Genomic DNA, 16,799 nt, shown 5'->3' on the forward strand with positions numbered 1-16,799 from the left:
TTTTCCGATGAGGCAACGTACCCGGCTCCGCGGACCTTTTCCATGAGTCAACGCGGACCCTGTTGGCCCGGGCAATCTATTCGTAGACTGCGTTTTGGGCCAGCGCCCTCAGGACTGCCCGGTAAAAAGGGAAGGATGGATCGTCATGGTTGGATTTCGGCTCGGACTCGCCGGCGCAACCGCCGCAGTGGCCTTGACAGCGGCCGCTGGACTCATCACCGCACCGGCCGAAGCCGCCCCGCGGGCAAAGGTGGATTTTGTCGCCATCGGTGACTCCTTCACGGCCGGGACGGGGTCAGGCGGCGAGTTCAGGCCTGCGGGCCTCCCGTGCTGGCAGAGCCCTCCAGGGTATCCGGGCGACCTCGGAGCCACCGGCCGCATTAACCTGGTTACCAACGCCGCGTGCCACGACGCTGCACTCTCGCAGTCAAGCCCTTTCTATGACGGCCTGACGCCGACGGTGACCGAACAGATCGCCAAGCTGGCCGTCAGCAGACAGCTCAGCGCTACCACCGGGATGGTCACCATCACTGCCGGGGGCACCGATGTCGGCGCCTCGAAGGTTCTCGGCGGTTGCGCGATCGATCCCCAGCACTGTGCAGGCTACGTGGACTCTGCCGTGAACGCGGCGCAGACGCTCCTCCTACCTGCGCTGGTCCAGACTTACAACGCCATTCACAGCCAGGCCCCAAACGCCAAAATCGGGGTCGTCGGCTACGTCCACTTCTTCAACCCCTCCAGCGGCATACCGACCATCCTCACGCCGGCCAATCAGCAGTTGGTCAACGCCGGTACAGACAAGCTGAACGCCGTGCTCGCCCAGGCTGCCGGGATTGCAGCAGGCGAAGGCGCCAAGACCCAGTACGTGGACGCCGCCGGTAAGTTCGCCGGCCATGAAGCAAACACCACAGATCCGTGGGTGGCATTCGACCCGACCAACCCGACTGCGGACTCCAACTTCCATCCCAACGCCGCCGGCTACATCAACGGCTACATGGCCGCCGTCCTGAGTCAGCTGAAGCCCGCACAGCTCTAGCCGACAAGATACAGAACGGTGCCGTGAAGGCTGGCGGCAAGAGCAAGGACGCTGCAGGTGTTTTCGTTGATGCCGCGTTGCCAGAGGAGTGTGGATCGCAGAAGTAGATCTCGATGCCGAATGGATTGATACGACCGCCTCGGACGTGGACTTCGCCCAGCACGCCCTGAACTCTTACACTCCTTTCCCGATACATGGCCTGTTCCCGCCGGAATTGACCGCGAGGGTTCCGCCAGTCAGCGCATAGGCAGTGGGTGTCCCGCTCCTCCCTACATGCGGCCCCCAGCAAACGCCGGTGGCCGGTTTTCGTCGGTTTAGTGGGCGGACTTGATGCCGGCCAGCAGGGCTGTCGCGTCGGGGCTGCCGAGGCCTGTGCAGGGGTCCCAGCCGGCCGAGGCCTTGTAGGTGCCGTTGTTCCCGGTGGTGATGTCGTGGAATCCTGACCGAAGGCCGTAGAGGAGCGGCTGGAGCTGGCCGAACCGGCGGTTTGTTGACTGGGCGAATAAGGCGATGAGTGCGGCCCAGAGCGGTGCCACGGCGCTGGTGCCGCCGATGACCATGTCTTTGCCGTCAACCCTGACTTTGTACCCGGTCTGCGGGTCGGCGACACCGCTGACGTCCGGGACACCGCGGCCATTTTTTCCGGGGGCGGGGGAAGTCAGGGCCTTCTGCCAGACCGGGACGGGGAAAGCGTCGCTGTAACCGCCGCCCGTGGCTGAGTGCGGGCCGTCGTTCCAGACGGTTTCAGTTCTGATTGTTCCGGCGGCCGGGTCGGCATCGAGGCGGGTGCCTCCGCAGGCCAGCGCGTGCGGGCTGGACGCCGGAAAGTCTGCGTGGTCTTTGCCGTCCGTTGCCCCGTCGGCGCTGCCGTTGTCACCGGCCGCTGCGGTGACGGTCACGCCGAGGGCGTTAGCGTCGGCGAGGGCCTGGTCGAACGCGGTCCGCGCCTGGGCGGTCCAGGCGTCCTCGTTCTGTCCCCAGCTGATGCTGATGGCAGCTGGCGCCGGAGTCGCGTGGGATGCGTTGATGATCGCGTCAAGGAACCCGGCGTCGGTATTGGGTGCGAAGTAGACGAGGATGTCCGCTTTTGGTGCCAGTGCGCCGACCACTTCGATGTCGAGCATAACTTCACCGTCCGCACCCGTCGGGTCCTGGCCGGGACGGTTGACGACGCCGTCGACGCCGACGGCGGTGACGCGCGGCCCGGTGATCCCGAGACTGCCGAAATAGGCGTCAAGGTCCCCCTGGCCGAAGCCGCCGCCGAGTTCGATGATGGCTACAGTCTGGCCGGTGCCGTCCGCCCCGGGCGGGAAGTTGTAGATCCTGGCCAGCTCGGGAGGGGTGTAGCTGGTGCCCGTTGCGGACAGCGGGATCGACTGGAATTGCGCCCGGGCCTGGGGGCGGTCGTCGAGGCCCAGCACGGCGGTGACGACGCCGTCCAGTTCTGCCGGGATCTGAAGGCTTCCGGTCCGGTGCCGGTGGGTGACGTCGTGGCCGTGGGGTCCGCTGCTGGTGACTTCTTCCAGGCTGGTGCCGAAGATCCGGCTTAGCTGGTCCACGGTTCCGGCCAGACGGATGCGCCGGGATGCGGGGTCCGTTTCGAGGACCTCCGCGCCGAGCTGGGTGAACGTAGTAGTGGCAAGGCGAAGATCAGCGGCTGAGGCTCCGTGGCGGGCCGCGAGCTCGTCCCGCGAGATCGGCCCGGCGGGGGTCTCGGGGAGTGGTTCCTGACGGCGCAGGATAACCGTTACTTCAATTCTGCGGGAGGGATCGACGGGCCCGTGCGCGGCCTGGATCCGTGCGGCCGCCGGACGTTCGGAACCGGCAAGCGGGACACTGCCGGTGTGCTCGGGCATGGTGTTGTTGTTGGTGTGTTCGGACATGAGATTGCTCCGTTCGTGGGGCCGTTCCTGTTCAGGGCTTGGTCGTTGTCAGGGGAACGTCGTTCGGCGGAGGAAGGCTACCGCCGCCCCGTAGTACCACCGGGGGCACTGGGGAGGACGAAAGTACTGGCGGGGCCGGCAATGGTTTGGGCGCGGGTGCCGGCTGCGGGGGAGCGGGCAAGTTGATGTGTGAGCCGTAGGCTGGAGGCGCAGGGTTGTGGACGGCCGGGTCGACCAGGTCCACGAGCCCTGGGTCGTTATCGACGCGGTCGACGCCGAGTTTGGGCAGGCCGAGCAGCTGCATCACGGTCTTCGGGATGCCGGTGTGGTTTGACCAGCGGCTGTCGATGCCCGGTTTGACCGGTCCGCCGAACATGATCAGCGGGACGCGGGGTCCGTAGGCGAGCTGCACGCCGTCCGGGGTGTGTTCCACGTTCGGGGTGGCGACGTGGTCATCCCAGCCGCCCCAGTCGTCCCAGGTCAGCAAGAACACTGTCTCGTCCCAGCCGCCGGATGTGACGACGGCGTCCACCGATTCCCAGACCTTGTTCATCCCGATCGTGACATCGGCGGTGGGGTGTTCGTCTTCGGGGGAGTCGTGCCACAGATAGACCAGCGGCGGCAGTTTCCCGGTGGCGGCGTCGGCGACGAAGTGCGAGTTGGGAATCAGGTTTTCGGAGCCGTTGAGCTGCTGGTAGAAACCGGCCGGATAATTGCTGCTGCCGGTGTAGCACGCCCAGCCGATGCCGGCGGCGTCAGCGAGCCCGGGAACCGAGGGCATGTCCCACAAGGGCGGAGGCTGCGCCCGGGACGGGTTGCGCAGCGTCGGTGACTGGCCGCCGACGAGCAGCAGATGGTTCGGAGTGGAGTTCGTGCCGAAGCCGCTGCAATGGTTCTCCAGGAACGCCCCAGTCAGGGCCAGGTGCGCGTAGAACGGCAAGGTCGTAGCAGTGTCGAACTGGGTGCGGGTCGCCTTGTGCTGCCCTGTAAGCCAGCGGTAGTAAGCGTGCCGGTCGTGCGGCTGATCCGCCGACGGCGGGTTGGGCTGAACCGGCCAGTCCGATGCAACGTCGGCCCCGTAGGGAGCCAGCGTCCGGAAGTAGTTGTCCGTGGTGTGGTTTTCCTGGACCATCACCACAACACGCTTGACTCGGTTGTTGTCCGTCATGACATCCCCGTTTCCCCGGCCGGGCAACCCGGTCGCCTAATCGGTTAACACCGAGACTATGCGCAAAGCGGCCCATATGAGAGTGGTTGTGCTCCCTTTTCAGAAATGTTCACCCACGCATGTGTCTTTGGTCGGGGGGGCCATAATATGTTCGTCTACCACGATTCGAACGAGCCAGGCGGGTCGGTGCTGTGCGACTTCGGCGTCGAAGTCACACGCACCATTACACGCACCATTAAATCGACGGGTGAGGTCTACGCGACCGAAACGCCAGGCGCGCGGCTGCTGAGGCGGCCCACCGCGGGCCGTGCGACCGCCTGGACAAGGCCTACAACGCAGAAAGTCCGTAGACGGACGGATGAGTCCTCGTCAGGCCGCCCCGACATCGCGGGCCGCCGAACACTGACCGGTGACCTGGGGTAGGCCGAAGCGTAACTAGGTGCGGATGGTTCGATAGATTCCAGTGTGGTCCAGGTCGCCGTCGCCTGCTGCGAGCATGTTTGCGAATGCGGACCGCAGGCACGTGGCCAGTGGGAGTTTGAGTCCTGTGTGGCCGGCTGTTTCTGCGATGAAGTTGAGGTCCTTCAGCTGATTTTTGGCGGATCCGCCACCGTGGAAGTCCTGGTCGATCCAGCGTTTTCCTTTTTGGGTAAGCACCTCCGAGTTCGCCAGTCCGCCCGCGAGGACTCTTTGCACTTTTTCCAGGTCCAGACCCGTTGCGGCGGCGAGGGCCATTGCTTCGGCAAGGGCGGTCACGGTGGCGGCGACCACGATTTGGTTGCAGGCTTTGACAGTTGACCCGGCTCCGGTTTCTCCGAACCACACGGCGGTCGTGCTGTAGGTCTCGAACAGCGGGGCCACGCGTTCGAATGCCTCGGCAGGCCCGCCGGCCATGATGCTGAGTCGGCCTTCTTCTGCTCCGATGGTTCCGCCGCTCAGGGGCGCGTCCAAGACGGTTACGCCCCAGTTTTGAAGGCAGTCCTTGGCGAAGTTCGCGACGGCCACTGGTGAGACGGTTCCATGGATGATGAGGATCGGATGGTGAATTCGTGCGTCCTTCCATCCCTTGAGCAGGCCGTGCTCACCGTGCAGGAGTGCTTCGACTTGGGGCAGGTCGGGCAGGACGGTCACCACGATCTCGCGTGCGGCGTTGGCCGGGGTGGCTGCGACGGTGGCGCCTGCGATTGCTCGGGCCTTTTGTGGTGTTCGGTTCCACAGTGTTAGGGGAATCTGGTGGGCGAGGATATTCCGGGCAATCGGTGCTCCCATCGGGCCGGTGCCCAATAGGGCTACGGACAGGAGGGGGCCGCGGCTGTTGTGCTGGTTGGAGTTCGGTATTGTCATGTTCGTTTTAGAAGGGGATGAGGCCGGCGAGGGCGGGCAGGAAGGTGCTGAACCAGGGGACTGCGGCGAGTACCAGCAGCCCGATGAATAGGGCGAAGAGGTAGGGCCAGAAGTGTTTGAGGCTCCGTTCCACGGTTTCGTGTCCGGTTGCGCAGGCGACGTAGAAGCCGACACCGGCCGGGGGTGCAAATGACCCGATGCCCATGGAGATGATGAGGACCATTGCGTACTGCACGGGATTCACGCCAAAGCTGGTCGCGATGGGCAGCAGCAGGGGCGCGAAGATCAGGACAGCAGGCAGGCCCTCCAACAGTTGGCCCATGATGACGAGCAGCACGATGGTGAAAAGCATGAAGAGCAGCGGTGAGTCACCCAGCCCTGACATCAAGTCGTGAATCTGTTGGGAAACCCCGGCGAGGGCGAGGGTCTGGGCGAGCGGGGAGGCGGCGGCGATGATGAACAGAACCATTCCCGCCGTCGTCGTGGTCTCCCTAAGGGTGTCGCCCAGCAGGCGCTTGCTGCCCCGCCGATATGCGGCAGCGAGGATGAATGCGTACGCGACGGCGACGGATGAGACTTCGGTGGGGGTCGCGAAGCCGGTGAGGATCCCGGCGACCATGCCGACTGGGAGCAGCAGTGTGGGGATGGCGAAGAAGGACGCGGACCCCCGTGCCCGCCAGGTCGCCTTGGGGCTGGCTACGCCGCCTTGCTTCTTGGCGCGGAGGAAAACAAGCGCCATTACCACCAGGGCCAGGAATGCTGCGGGCAGGAACCCGGCCAGGAACAGCGTGGTGGTGGAGATTGTGGTGATCGACCCTAGGACAAGGAGGACGATGCTTGGTGGGATGGTTTCGCCCATGACGGCGGAGGCAGACAGGACTGCTACGACTTCCCCGCGGGGGTACTTACGTTCTTCGAGCATGTTCCGCATCGTTGTGCCGACGGCTGCGACGTCTGCGACTTTAGATCCGGAGATGCCGGAGAAGATGTACATGGTCACGACGACGACCTGGAGCAGGCCACCGCGCAGGTGCCCGATGAGTGCGTCGACGAGTTTGGCCAAGGGAAGTGTCAGCCCGGCGGAGTTCATGACGGTGCCGGCGAGGATGAAGAACGGGATGGCGAGGAGGACGAAGCCCTTGGCGCCGGAGGCCATGCCGATCGGGATGGCGCTGACCTCTGAGATGCCGCCCAGGTAGAGGTAAATTCCCGAGGCCAACGCCAGGACGAAGGCGATGGGAAGACCGAGGAACAGCAGGATGAACAGAACGGCTAGCACGACCCCCAAGAGAACGTTGGGGGATGCGTAGTAGAACAGCGGTGGGCTGATAATCACCAGGGCAATCAAAACCGCCGTGATGCCTGCTGCCATGAGTACCGGGCGCGGCTTCTGACGCCACAGTTTGACGACGGCGAACCATGCGATGAGGATCATCCCGGCGGAGAAGGGTAGGGAGACCCAGAACACGGGCAGCTGGAGGATCGGGGTTTTCTCCTCGATCTGCTGGACGAGAGTGGGGACGTAGAGGGCGAAGGATCCGGCGCTCATCACGAACACCAGGCAGTCGACAAGGGCTGCCAGGTAGGGTTTCCAGGTGGCCGGCAACCGCATGATGAGTGCCTGGACGGACATGTGTGCGCCCTTGGGGTAGGCGATCGCCCCGCCGATGAAGGCGATAGTCAGGAGCGCGATCTCGGAGACCTCCTGGGTCCAGAGCACCGAGTTTCCGGTGACGAGTCTGACCAGGATGTTCAACAGAATGACGAGGAGCTCAGCGACGATGGCCGAACCAACCAGCCATTCGAGGGTCTTGTCGAACCACACGGCCCCGCTCCAGCGCTCCGGGACATGTCCGTGGTGCAAGATCTCCTCAGCATCGGTTGGGAGGATTTCCTCGAGTTCCTCAGGGAGGAGGGTGCGTTTCATGATTTTCCAGACTGTCGACATTGAGAGCGGGAGATGGAGGACGGCCGGGGTGCGGTTAACACCCCGGCCCCTAGCTGGCTAGTTGGATGAGGTAAATGAGACTGCCTGATCGAAGAAGTCTTTGCCGATCAGTGCGGAGAATTTCGGGTAGAGGCTCTTGGAGACGGCCTTGAATTCTTGAAGGCCCGACGCGCTGACGTCATTAGCCTGCATGCCCTTGGACTTCAGGTCGTCCAGCTGCTTTTTGGACTGTTCCTGGTCGTAACCGGTCTTGAAGGTAGCCGTTTCCGCGGAGGCGTCCGTCAGGGCTTTCTTTTGGTCGGCAGAGAGTGTGCCCCACTTTTTGGATGACAAGGCCAGGACCCAGGCATCATTGATGTGGTTCGTCATGGAAACATACTTCTGGACTTCTGAGAACTTGTTGGTCCACGGCACCTCGATCGGGTTTTCCTGCCCGTTGATGGTCCCGGTCTGCAGCCCGGTGAAGACCTCGGAAAAAGCCATGGTGGTAGGGCTGGCGCCCAAAGCTCCGAAGAAGTCCGTCCACAACGGGTTCCCGGGAACGCGGATTTTCAGGCCCTTAAGGTCTGCGGGTTGTTCGATGGGGCGCACGGAGTTGGTGATGACACGGCCCGTCCGCGTCATGAAGCCAAGCGCAATGGTGTCCTTCGCGGCGAGCTTGTCTTTGAGCACTTGGCCAGGCTTGCCGCTGAGGAAGGCAGCTTCCTGTGTGGTGTCTTTGAACAGGTAAGGGATGCTGATGCCGTTCATTTCCGGCACCACGGAGGCATACACCGAGGTTGACAGGATCAGGGCGTCCAAGGAACCACCCTGCAGTCTGGTGACTGCAGCGTTCTGGTCTCCACTGAAACTGGTTCCGTTAGGAACCACAGTGACCTGAACGGACCCGTTCGAGGTCTTCTTAACCTGGTCTGCGAAGTGCTGGGCGGAAACCCCGACAGACGAGTCGATTGGGTCCGGGATGGAAAGCTGGATTTTCGCGGGTGCGGCGTTTCCATTACCGCCGGCCGCCCCTGATGCACAGCCGGCGAGGAGGGAGGCGGCCAAGGTGCATGCCAATGCTCCAGTGAGGGTTCGGATTTTGGTTTTCATGTGAAGCCTTTCTTCATTGGAAGGAATCTTTTCAGCGAGGCGTGAACTTCTATCAGCTGAAGTTCGTTCGCCGCGCCCGGTTTAGTGCGGACGGGTCAGGCGCTGAGGACGGATTCGACGGCGAGCGCTTCGGTTTCCCGTCGGAGTTCCAGCGCTTGGGCCAAGGAGTCGTCCATGATGACGTCTTCCCAGCGGACCGTGGCGCCCTTGGCGATGTCATTGCGCAGTTCCACGTGGTGGGCCAAGGCCACCGGCAGTGCGCCGATGCTGACCGAGTGCTTGGCCGAGACCAGCTTGCCCCAGACGGTGTAACCGCCTTCACCGTCAAGGAACTCACCGGCTTTAAGGTCTTTCTTCGCGGTGGCAACGACGTCCCCGAAGAAGCCGAGGGGCGAACCGGTGGAGATACCTCGAAGGGCTGCGTTGGCGATCGACATGTTCAGTTCCAGGCCGACGTAGTGGTAGGGGCGGTAAAGGGCCGCGTACTGGCCGGTGGGGTCGGGGTGCCACGGGTACTCAGTGAAGCAGCCTGCGACATAATCATTGGTCGCTTTGACGACGACGAACACGCCTTCCTGGGTGTTGTGGGGGATCCAGGTCCCGTCGCGCTTGACGCTGGACATCACGTCGACGGTCCCCTCGTGAGCGAGGGCGCCGCCGAGGTCGGCCGGCCGGCAGATCGTAGCGATCTCCTCTACGTCACCGGGGGTGAAGGTCAGCCCGTTGTCGGAGGGTACCAGGCCCGCGCCATTAGCGACGGCGGCCATTTCGATGGAAGCCTTGGTGCCGTCACGGAAGGATGTGTGCATGTTCGGGTTCAGCTGGCCCGAGTCCGTGAGTTCCTTCGAGAACTCCCAGTTCTCCCAGACGTTGTCCGGGTTCATCTCGTGATAGTGCTCGAGGTACTTGGCGCCTTTGCCTGCACAGACCACATCGAAGCCACTCGTGCGGGCCCAATCAACGAGTTCCATGATGAGTGCCGGCTGGTCACCGTAAGCCATGGAGTACACCACTCCTGCCTCTTCGGCTCGCTTGGCCAGAGCCGGTCCTGCCAATGCGTCGGCTTCGACGGTGACCATGATGATGTGTTTTTTCGTTTCGATTGCTCTCAGGGCGTGCTTGACCCCGACAATCGGATTGCCGGTTGCCTCCACGATGACGTCGATGTCCACATCAAACAGTTCATCGGCGTTCGCAACAATCGTCGTCGAGCGGTCCTTCAGAGCCGTAGCGATGTCCGGCGCGATCTGGTTCTTAGGCCAGCCAACAAGATCGAAGGCGCCCTGCGCTCGCTTGACGTTGATGTCGGCGATCGCCACGACGTGAATCCCGGGAATATTGTTTGCTTGGGCCAAGTACATCGTGCCGTAACGACCGGCCCCGATGAGTCCTACTCGAACGGGGCGGCTCTGCTGCTCGCGGTCGCTAAGAAGTTTGTGGAGGTTCATGGGGATCTCTCTGGTTACATTTGGTGTCGGAAGGACCATCCGCAGGATCAGCGGAGCAACTTCTTCGTCGACGCGTGGAAAACTGGGACCGGAGTGGAACCGGTTCCACTTTTGTACCAGTTGCTGTTAGGCTGTGTCAACAGTCACAAACGGATGCGCCAAGTAAACACCGCCGCATAGCAGGACCCCGAGGCAAGTGAGGTCTCTGGCAGTGGGATACAGGACTCGATGAGGAGAAGAAGTGAAGAAAGCACCAACTATTCGTGACGTCGCGTCGGCGGCGGGCGTGTCAGTTTCCGTCGTTTCCCGGGTCCTGAATCCCGAATCAGGGCCTGTCGCACCGGCAAAGCGTGACATGGTGCTGGGGGTCATCGAGGAACTGGGGTACCGGCCGCGATCGGCCGCCCGCGAACTCAGTGTCGGCCACACGCCAACGGTCGGGCTGGTCGTCGCGGACCTCGCCAACCCCTTCTTCGCCCAGCTAGCCGACCGCATCGTTTGGGAAGCGCGCAGCCACGGTGTCCAGGTGGTGGTCATGACCACCCAGGAAGACCCGCATCTTGAGGCTGACTCCCTGGACACCCTCCTTGACCGCTCGGTCGGGGGAGTTATCGCCACGCCCACCGGCGCCAATGTTGAGAAGTGGGCGCGCCTGCAGTCTTTGGGTGTGAACGTCGTCTTCGTCGACCGTACTATCCCGGATCTGGCGAATGTCGATCTCGTAAGTATCGAAAATGTCGATTCAGCAAGGCAGGCGACCGACTACATGCTCAGCCTGGGGCACACCCGGATCGGCCTTATTTCCGGGCCCGTCAGCACTTCCACGGGACGTGCCAGGATTCAGGGGTACCAAGCCGCGCATGAGAAACATTCGATCAGCATCGACCCCCAACTGATCAGGGACGTGCCGTTCAGGGGAGACGGCGGAGGCGACGCGGTCGGTTCGCTCCTCTCCTTGGCCAACCGACCCACCGGACTAATCGTCGCCAACACCGCCCAGGTGCAAAGCTCCGTCCGGCGCCTCGTTCAAATGGGCGTACGGATCCCGGAGGACCTGTCGGTCATTGTCTTCGACGACAATCCCTGGACCGAGGTGACAAGCCCGCCGCTGAGCGTGATCCGCCAACCCATCTCCATGCTCGCAGTCCACTCCCTGGAACTCGTGCTCGGACGCATGAATGGCAAGCTCCCGGAGACTCCCCGCACCGTCGAAGTGAAAGCCGACTTCGTCCCACGCAGCAGTTGCGCACCGCTCCTGCTCACCCCAACCCGATAAGGAAACCATGAGCGTCATCGTTACCGCCGTCTTCACTCCCAACGAAGGGGCCTTCGACCAGGTGGCCGAAGCCCTGACCCCTGCCATCGCTGAGGTGCACAAGGAACCAGGGTGCCAGCTGTACGCCATCCACGGAGCCCCCAACGGCCAGATAGTCATGATCGAAAAGTGGGACAGCGCCGAACTGTTGGATGCGCACGGGGCAGGAGAACCCGTCAAGCGTCTCAACGCTTCACTGGAAGGACTCCTGCAGGGACCCGTTGACGTGACCAGGCTTTCCCCGATTCCCGCCGGGACCTCGGATCAAGGAACCCTGTGAAACCCGTCATCGTCATCATGGGAGTCTGCGGGGCAGGGAAGTCAACGGTCGGCGCCGCCCTGGCACAGCGTCTGGGCGCCAAGTTCGTCGATTCCGACTCCCTTCACCCACGGGCCAACGTCCACAAGATGACCCAGGGCATCCCGCTAACGGACGAGGACCGATGGCCCTGGCTGACACTCGTCGGGGACGAACTCGCCGCACCCCATCCCGACGGGATCGTTGTAGCCTGCTCCGCCCTAAAACGTGCCTACAGGGACGCAATCAGAGACACAGCGCCAGCGACGACCTTCATTCAACTCGACGTTGAACGATCCCTTCTGGAAGAGCGACTAACCGACCGTCCCGGACACTTCATGCCCGCCACACTCCTCCAATCCCAGCTGGAGACCCTCGAACCACTCGACACAAACGAAGCGGGGGTGAGGGTGCCGCCAGCTCAAGACATAGATGCAAGCGTCGACACGATCTTCGGGCAACTGCATGCCCTTCACGAGGTCTCGCAGAACCCCTAGCAAAACCATTGAAGAACGTCCGAGGTCCAGCCGCTGCTCCCGCCGGTCTCCGGCGTAATCAGCCTCTGAATCCAACAATCGCGGATGCCGAAGCGAAATACCCGGCTCAGGCCCGCTGGAACGTCATGATGGTCATCGGACGACCCGACGACGCTCGTTGCCAGGTGGCAACCGGACACTTCCGCGGCTTTTCATCGCGACCCCATGGCGCTGTGCGGTCGGAAGCGCCCGGTTGGCCACCCTTAAAGGGACACTCCCTCCGATGACGGGTTCTACTGGCCGGGGGTGAGGGGGCGGGAGTTCCGGGGTGCTTTGCTCGTTGAGCTGTATCCGCAGTTGCTGCACACGGTCGTCAGCCTTCTGGAGGTGGTGAGGACGGGGACGAAGAAGAGTGTGAGTTTGGTGGTTCGCTCTTCGAGGTGGTGGTGCACGAATTGGCCGCAGTGCTGGCATGTGGCGGTCCGACCTGGTAGCTCGCGGGGCCTGGTGATGAGTCCGAAGAGGAGGAACATGGGTGTGACCTTTCGATGGTGGGGTGTAGCTGGTTTTCGTTCGGCTCGGGAGATTTGGTCGGTGAGTCCGCCCGGGGGGACGCTGATGCCTTGGCCCAGTTACAAGGCGCCGTCGTAGTCGGCCAAGGCCGGACCTTGGGACCGGAGCGCAGCCCCTCCAAAATACTAAGCATACTTGCTAACGCCAATGCTCGCCGTGGTCCGGACCTTCTCACAGTTCAAACCATTCGAAATACGCCAAACCGACGGCAAACGGGGGAGTTCGACAGCCTTGGGTCACCGATCTTTGAGGTGCGGTGGGAGTTCGACGTCGGCGGGGCCGGGTTCGGGTCTGGTGATCGCGTCGGAGCGGCCGGGCGGTGTCTTAAGCCGCCAGTTGATCCTGGGTGACACCCTTGACACTGAGACCATCAAGGCAACCTACAACGGCGGTGTCCTGACGCTGCGGGTCCCGGTCGTCGAAAGGGCCAAGCCGCGCAAGATCGAAATTGAAACCAAGGTGGACCAGCAGCATATGGTCGCTGCGTAGTTTGCCCGGAGCCGGGAGGTCCTGACTCGAATGTTGACTGCCTCTTTGGGGCTGAGTTGGCCGAACAGGCGGTTTGTGGACTGGGCGAATAAGGCGATGATTGCGGCCCAGAGGCTCAGTGCGGGCCGTCGTTCCAGACGGTTTCGGTTCTGATCGTTCCGGCGGCCGGGTCGGCATCGAGGCGGGTGCCTCCGCAGGCCAGCGCGTGCGGGCTGGACGCCGGAAAGTCTGCGTGGTCTTTGCCGTCCGTTGCCCGTGCGCGCGGGAAGGCAGTGGTAATCCGGATTCACCGCCCTGCGCGGACGGGAATGCTACGCCTTTAGCTTTTGCGTGAGGGTTGTTGATCCATCGACGCAATGAGGCGGTGGCTGAATTCTTTGGCCAGTTGGAGGTGCTCGGGTTTCATGGCACAGGATCTCAGGACAGTTGTGTAGTCGCTGTCAACTACGACCCATGGATGGTTCTTCGCAAGCCACTTGCTGTCGACCCGGTACAGTGCCAGGTGCCAGCCGTCCTGGGCCATGGCCGCGAACGTATCTTCTGTTGCCGCAGATATTTGCCCTGTTGTAGGACGTCGAGGGAAGGCGCAAACGATGTCAAGTTCGGGTTCGACGACGAGTTCGGCGCCGTCGGCGGCTCTGATGATGTCAGCTATTTGCAGCGCGGCCTTTCGGCCGTCGGCGATAATCGATCCCATTCCCTCGCGTGACAATCCCAGTGCTTCAACCGTGGTCCAAAATGCTGCCGCCGACGCTCCCGCTCGGGAACACTCCAGGCTGATCTCACCAAGATGAAGGTCAGAAGAAGTGAAGTAGGTGTAGGGGGAATTGTGCGAGTAGAGCTTGCCGACAGATGGGTCAGCGAAGAGCACAGATCCGCATCCGTAGGGTTGAAGTCCGTGTTTATGTGGATCTACGACGATTGAATCTGCTCGGCGTATGGCCAGGAAGGGGGCAGGATCAACCAGCGGTTCGGGACCAGTTGCCAGGAGGGCGTGGAATCCTCCGTAGGCCGCATCGATATGTAGCCGGGCTCCGAATTCGGCTGCCAGGTCCGCGGCTTCATGGACCTGGTCCAGTGCACCAAGACCAGTCGTGCCCAAAGTGACGACAACGGTCCCGACCCCGCCTTGCGCCAGCCGGGTCCTGAGGTCTGCCATTGAAAGACGGCCGAGGTCGTCTTCCGGAATGGTTTCGTGCGGGGTTCCGAGCAGCCGGCACATGCGCTCGTGCGTGTAGTGGGCGTTCGTTCCGGACAGAATGACCTTGCCGGGATGCAACTCCCTGGCAACCCAGAGCGCCTCAAGATTTGCGATGGTGCCGGAAGATGTCAGATGCCCCAGATGTTCTTCATAACCGAACATTGCAGCAAGTTTGGCCACGACTTCCTTTTCCAGGACCGCGGTCGCCGGGCCTCCATCCATGGCATGGTTATTCGGATTGATCAGTGCTGTAATGGCCTGCGCAACCCAAGCCACAGGGTGCGGGGGCTTAAGGAGCTGGCCGATGTACTTTGCATCCCCGTACGGATACATGTTGGCCAGCCGTTCAACCAGGGAGGAAAGAGCAGCTGAGCCTGCTGCATCAATTGCTGGTCCTCCGCTCCACAACGTGGAATATGACTCCAGGTCTTTGGCGCGTTGCCTTAGCTCGGCGATCACGGTGTCGTCCAACCGGACGTCTTGAGCCCTCATGAGTATCTCCTATAGTTCTAGCTGGTTCGGGGAGCCGGGTGGTGCAGCAACAGCTTGCGCAGCAGTTGCGCCAGGATCGACGCTTCGGTTTCGGTGAGCCCCGCCGCCCAGGCTTGCTCGCGCTGGTTGTTGATCTGGAAGAGCTCGGCCAGCATCTGCTCGCCTTCGTCCGAAAGCTGCACCACGGTTTTGCGCTTGTCCGCTGGATCTGGTTCTCGGGTAACGAGCCCGCTCTTCTCCAATGTGTTGAGCAAGCTGGCTATGGAAGCCGTGGAAACGCTGGACAACCGGGCCAGCTCGTTTGGGTTGACCTGTCCCACCGACTTGATGGTGAACAAGAGGCGGTACCCGGCGAAGCTGACGCCCATGGGGCGGTGCACGGAGACTTCCATGTCCGTGGTCATCCTGTTTGCGGCTCGGATGAGATTGAAACACAACGCCATGGCGGGCGAATTGACGTCCGGGTACAGCTCAAGGGCAGCAGCACGGGCCAGTGATTCGTATTCAGAAGACCCGATGCGCTTCGCCTTCTGGACATTCGCACTCATCCGGAAGGGTTCACCAGCGGTTGCAGAGTCCTCTGCGTCTTCAGCGATCACAGTATCTCCAATAACTATCGGAAGGCAGTCGGCATATTCGCTAGAAGTCTAGCGGCAATTGACGAGCTGCGCCACCTGGAGCCTTAGTTGGACGGGGATGCGGCTTCGGGCGGACCCGTGATAGTGCACCGTTATGAAGTCAAGGCAGTCCGGACGCGGCGCCTTCATCGAGCCCGGTGCCAAGGTGGGATCCTGAGCACGAGAAACAAGCTAGATCTCTAGTTTATAAAGTGATTACCAGAGAAAGATCAGAGACAGGATGACTTGGGACGCTCTAGCCAGCTTGACCGGATCGAATTGTCAGCTCAGGGCCTATAACCTGCGGCCTGACCGCCAGAATTCTGTGAAATGAGTCCAACCTGACGCCATTTTGGAGGGCATCGGAAGTCAGGCTGGGTATACCTCAGCAACGCTAAACATCGACCTTATTCCGGCGTGTGAAGTAGCGAAATCATGCAATTGTGTGGGAAAGGGGTGTGGGTACTTCGAGTGCAGATTTCAATTCGTCCAGTGTCGGGGGGTTCGCTCCGGCTCGTTGAACGGTAATGGCGGCCGCTGCGGTTGCGGTGCGTCCGAGCTGCTCCATGACGGTGGGGGCGAACCCTTCGGTGCCGCGGGTGAGGAGGCCCAGGATCAGTGCGGCCATGTAGGAGTCTCCGGCGCCTATGGTGTCCGCGACTGTGGCTTTGACGGCGGGGATGGTGATGGTTGCGGCGGCGGAGGTGAATTGGGAGCCTTCGGCCCCCTTGGTTATCACTGTCAGCCCGGTGCCGAGTCGGAGGATGTGGTCCGCGGTTTCCATCAGTGTTTTCCCGGGGTAGAGCCAGTGGGCGTCTTCGTCGCTGAGTTTGACGACGTCGGTCAGGGAGACGAGTTCTTCGAAGGTTGCTTTCGCTTCGGCGTGGCTGCCGAGCAGGGATGGCCTGATGTTCGGGTCGTAGGTGATGGTGCACTGCGTATGGGCTTGTTCCAGCAGGCTTTTGACAGTATTGGCGCCGGGGTTCAGGAAGGTGGCTATGGAACCGGTGTGGAGAATTTTCGGGAAGTAGGCCGGCGTTGCTCGTGGCAGGTCCCAGTGGATGTCGAAGTCGTACGTGGCGGACCCGTCTGGTCCCAGGGTTGCTGTGGCTGTTGCCGTGCGGGTAAGCGATCTTGATCCGGGCAGGAGAGCGACTCCTGCCCGGCGGAGGTGGTTCTCTATGGATATTCCGCGTGCATCGGGCGCGATGGCCGTGAGCAGTCCCGTGGTGACGCCCAGGAGCCCGAGGCCGTATGCGACGTTGGCAGGCGATCCACCGGGATGCTCTTCCCGGCTGTTTGGGGTGGTCACCACGTCGATGAGGGCTTCTCCGACAACGACGACGTCCGGGGGCTGTTGGGCGTCATGCCCACCTGCTTTGAGGTTTTCCATGTTTGTCTCTTCGGGCAGTGCTGGTA

The 16,799-nt window shown here is 62.2% G+C and carries 14 protein-coding genes and 1 pseudogene; 5 read left to right on the forward strand and 10 right to left on the reverse strand.

What is annotated here, in order from left to right; translation table 11 throughout:
• The first annotated feature begins 145 nt into the window (after window positions 1–145).
• Window positions 146–1,036 carry an SGNH/GDSL hydrolase family protein gene (locus tag QRN42_RS17320; RefSeq protein ID WP_284980356.1) on the forward strand — a complete coding sequence of 297 codons (891 nt, stop codon included), beginning with the start codon at window positions 146–148 and terminating at the stop codon, window positions 1,034–1,036.
• Window positions 1,037–1,350: 314 nt separating this feature from the next.
• Here QRN42_RS17320 and QRN42_RS17325 read toward each other — a convergent pair whose 3' ends face one another.
• The 6 genes from QRN42_RS17325 to QRN42_RS17350 form a co-directional block, all read right to left on the reverse strand.
• A complete protein-coding gene (locus QRN42_RS17325) occupies window positions 1,351–2,919 on the reverse strand; it encodes a S53 family peptidase (protein WP_284976849.1) in 1,569 nt (522 codons plus the stop codon).
• 31 nt (window positions 2,920–2,950) lie between these two features.
• Entirely contained in the window at window positions 2,951–4,087 is a 1,137-nt protein-coding gene (locus tag QRN42_RS17330; protein WP_284980357.1) for an alkaline phosphatase family protein, read from the reverse strand.
• Between the two features lie 435 nt (window positions 4,088–4,522).
• Entirely contained in the window at window positions 4,523–5,431 is a 909-nt protein-coding gene (locus tag QRN42_RS17335) for an NAD(P)-dependent oxidoreductase (protein ID WP_284980358.1), read from the reverse strand.
• 7 nt (window positions 5,432–5,438) lie between these two features.
• The gene (locus tag QRN42_RS17340; protein ID WP_284980359.1) at window positions 5,439–7,358 is read right to left on the reverse strand and encodes a TRAP transporter large permease; all 1,920 of its coding nucleotides are present in this window, start codon (window positions 7,356–7,358) and stop codon (window positions 5,439–5,441) included.
• A gap of 78 nt (window positions 7,359–7,436) precedes the next feature.
• Window positions 7,437–8,471, reverse strand: a complete 1,035-nt coding sequence (locus QRN42_RS17345; RefSeq protein ID WP_284976845.1) for a DctP family TRAP transporter solute-binding subunit — start codon at window positions 8,469–8,471, stop codon at window positions 7,437–7,439.
• 95 nt (window positions 8,472–8,566) lie between these two features.
• Window positions 8,567–9,919: an NAD(P)H-dependent oxidoreductase gene (locus tag QRN42_RS17350; protein ID WP_284976844.1), complete on the reverse strand. Its 1,353-nt coding sequence runs from the start codon at window positions 9,917–9,919 to the stop codon at window positions 8,567–8,569.
• 241 nt (window positions 9,920–10,160) lie between these two features.
• On the opposite strand from QRN42_RS17350, the gene QRN42_RS17355 reads away from it, so the two are divergent.
• Genes QRN42_RS17355 through QRN42_RS17365 form a run of 3 tightly spaced genes read left to right on the forward strand, consistent with a single transcriptional unit; the run spans window position 10,161 to window position 12,029 of the window.
• The gene (locus QRN42_RS17355; RefSeq protein WP_284976843.1) at window positions 10,161–11,195 is read left to right on the forward strand and encodes a LacI family DNA-binding transcriptional regulator; all 1,035 of its coding nucleotides are present in this window, start codon (window positions 10,161–10,163) and stop codon (window positions 11,193–11,195) included.
• A gap of 7 nt (window positions 11,196–11,202) precedes the next feature.
• A complete protein-coding gene (locus QRN42_RS17360) occupies window positions 11,203–11,514 on the forward strand; it encodes a putative quinol monooxygenase (RefSeq protein WP_284976842.1) in 312 nt (103 codons plus the stop codon).
• Window positions 11,511–12,029, forward strand: coding sequence for a gluconokinase (locus tag QRN42_RS17365; RefSeq protein ID WP_284980360.1), 519 nt, complete (start codon window positions 11,511–11,513; stop codon window positions 12,027–12,029). Before QRN42_RS17360 ends, QRN42_RS17365 begins: the two co-directional genes overlap by 4 nt.
• Before the next feature lie 272 nt (window positions 12,030–12,301).
• Here QRN42_RS17365 and QRN42_RS17370 read toward each other — a convergent pair whose 3' ends face one another.
• Window positions 12,302–12,541: a zinc-ribbon domain-containing protein gene (locus tag QRN42_RS17370; protein WP_284980361.1), complete on the reverse strand. Its 240-nt coding sequence runs from the start codon at window positions 12,539–12,541 to the stop codon at window positions 12,302–12,304.
• A 334-nt stretch (window positions 12,542–12,875) separates the two neighbouring features.
• On the opposite strand from QRN42_RS17370, the pseudogene QRN42_RS17375 reads away from it, so the two are divergent.
• A pseudogene (locus QRN42_RS17375) lies at window positions 12,876–13,070 on the forward strand (Hsp20/alpha crystallin family protein); the annotation flags it as partial.
• Window positions 13,071–13,389: 319 nt separating this feature from the next.
• Here QRN42_RS17375 and QRN42_RS17380 read toward each other — a convergent pair.
• The 3 genes from QRN42_RS17380 to QRN42_RS17390 all read right to left on the reverse strand — a co-directional run bounded on the left by QRN42_RS17380 (window position 13,390) and on the right by QRN42_RS17390 (window position 16,773).
• Window positions 13,390–14,763 carry a pyridoxal phosphate-dependent decarboxylase family protein gene (locus tag QRN42_RS17380; RefSeq protein ID WP_284980362.1) on the reverse strand — a complete coding sequence of 458 codons (1,374 nt, stop codon included), beginning with the start codon at window positions 14,761–14,763 and terminating at the stop codon, window positions 13,390–13,392.
• Window positions 14,764–14,780: 17 nt separating this feature from the next.
• A complete protein-coding gene (locus QRN42_RS17385) occupies window positions 14,781–15,362 on the reverse strand; it encodes a MarR family winged helix-turn-helix transcriptional regulator (protein WP_284980363.1) in 582 nt (193 codons plus the stop codon).
• A gap of 451 nt (window positions 15,363–15,813) precedes the next feature.
• Window positions 15,814–16,773 (reverse strand): PfkB family carbohydrate kinase, encoded by a 960-nt coding sequence (locus tag QRN42_RS17390; protein ID WP_284980364.1) that lies wholly within the window; start codon window positions 16,771–16,773, stop codon window positions 15,814–15,816.
• Window positions 16,774–16,799: the final 26 nt, after the last annotated feature.

The sequence above is a fragment of the Arthrobacter sp. fls2-241-R2A-200 genome, from assembly GCF_030209745.1.
GTDB lineage: Bacteria > Actinomycetota > Actinomycetes > Actinomycetales > Micrococcaceae > Arthrobacter.

Bases quoted from the DNA above. Each gene is read 5' to 3' on its own strand.
- QRN42_RS17320 (WP_284980356.1), top strand. From the start codon at position 146: ATGGTTGGATTTCGGCTCGGACTCGCCGGCGCAACCGCCGCAGTGGCC.
- QRN42_RS17340 (WP_284980359.1), bottom strand. From the start codon at position 7,358: ATGAAACGCACCCTCCTCCCTGAGGAACTCGAGGAAATCCTCCCAACC.
- QRN42_RS17325 (WP_284976849.1), bottom strand. From the start codon at position 2,919: ATGTCCGAACACACCAACAACAACACCATGCCCGAGCACACCGGCAGT.
- QRN42_RS17350 (WP_284976844.1), bottom strand. From the start codon at position 9,919: ATGAACCTCCACAAACTTCTTAGCGACCGCGAGCAGCAGAGCCGCCCC.
- QRN42_RS17330 (WP_284980357.1), bottom strand. From the start codon at position 4,087: ATGACGGACAACAACCGAGTCAAGCGTGTTGTGGTGATGGTCCAGGAA.
- QRN42_RS17390 (WP_284980364.1), bottom strand. From the start codon at position 16,773: ATGGAAAACCTCAAAGCAGGTGGGCATGACGCCCAACAGCCCCCGGAC.
- QRN42_RS17360 (WP_284976842.1), top strand. From the start codon at position 11,203: ATGAGCGTCATCGTTACCGCCGTCTTCACTCCCAACGAAGGGGCCTTC.
- QRN42_RS17380 (WP_284980362.1), bottom strand. From the start codon at position 14,763: ATGAGGGCTCAAGACGTCCGGTTGGACGACACCGTGATCGCCGAGCTA.
- QRN42_RS17370 (WP_284980361.1), bottom strand. From the start codon at position 12,541: ATGTTCCTCCTCTTCGGACTCATCACCAGGCCCCGCGAGCTACCAGGT.
- QRN42_RS17335 (WP_284980358.1), bottom strand. From the start codon at position 5,431: ATGACAATACCGAACTCCAACCAGCACAACAGCCGCGGCCCCCTCCTG.
- QRN42_RS17345 (WP_284976845.1), bottom strand. From the start codon at position 8,471: ATGAAAACCAAAATCCGAACCCTCACTGGAGCATTGGCATGCACCTTG.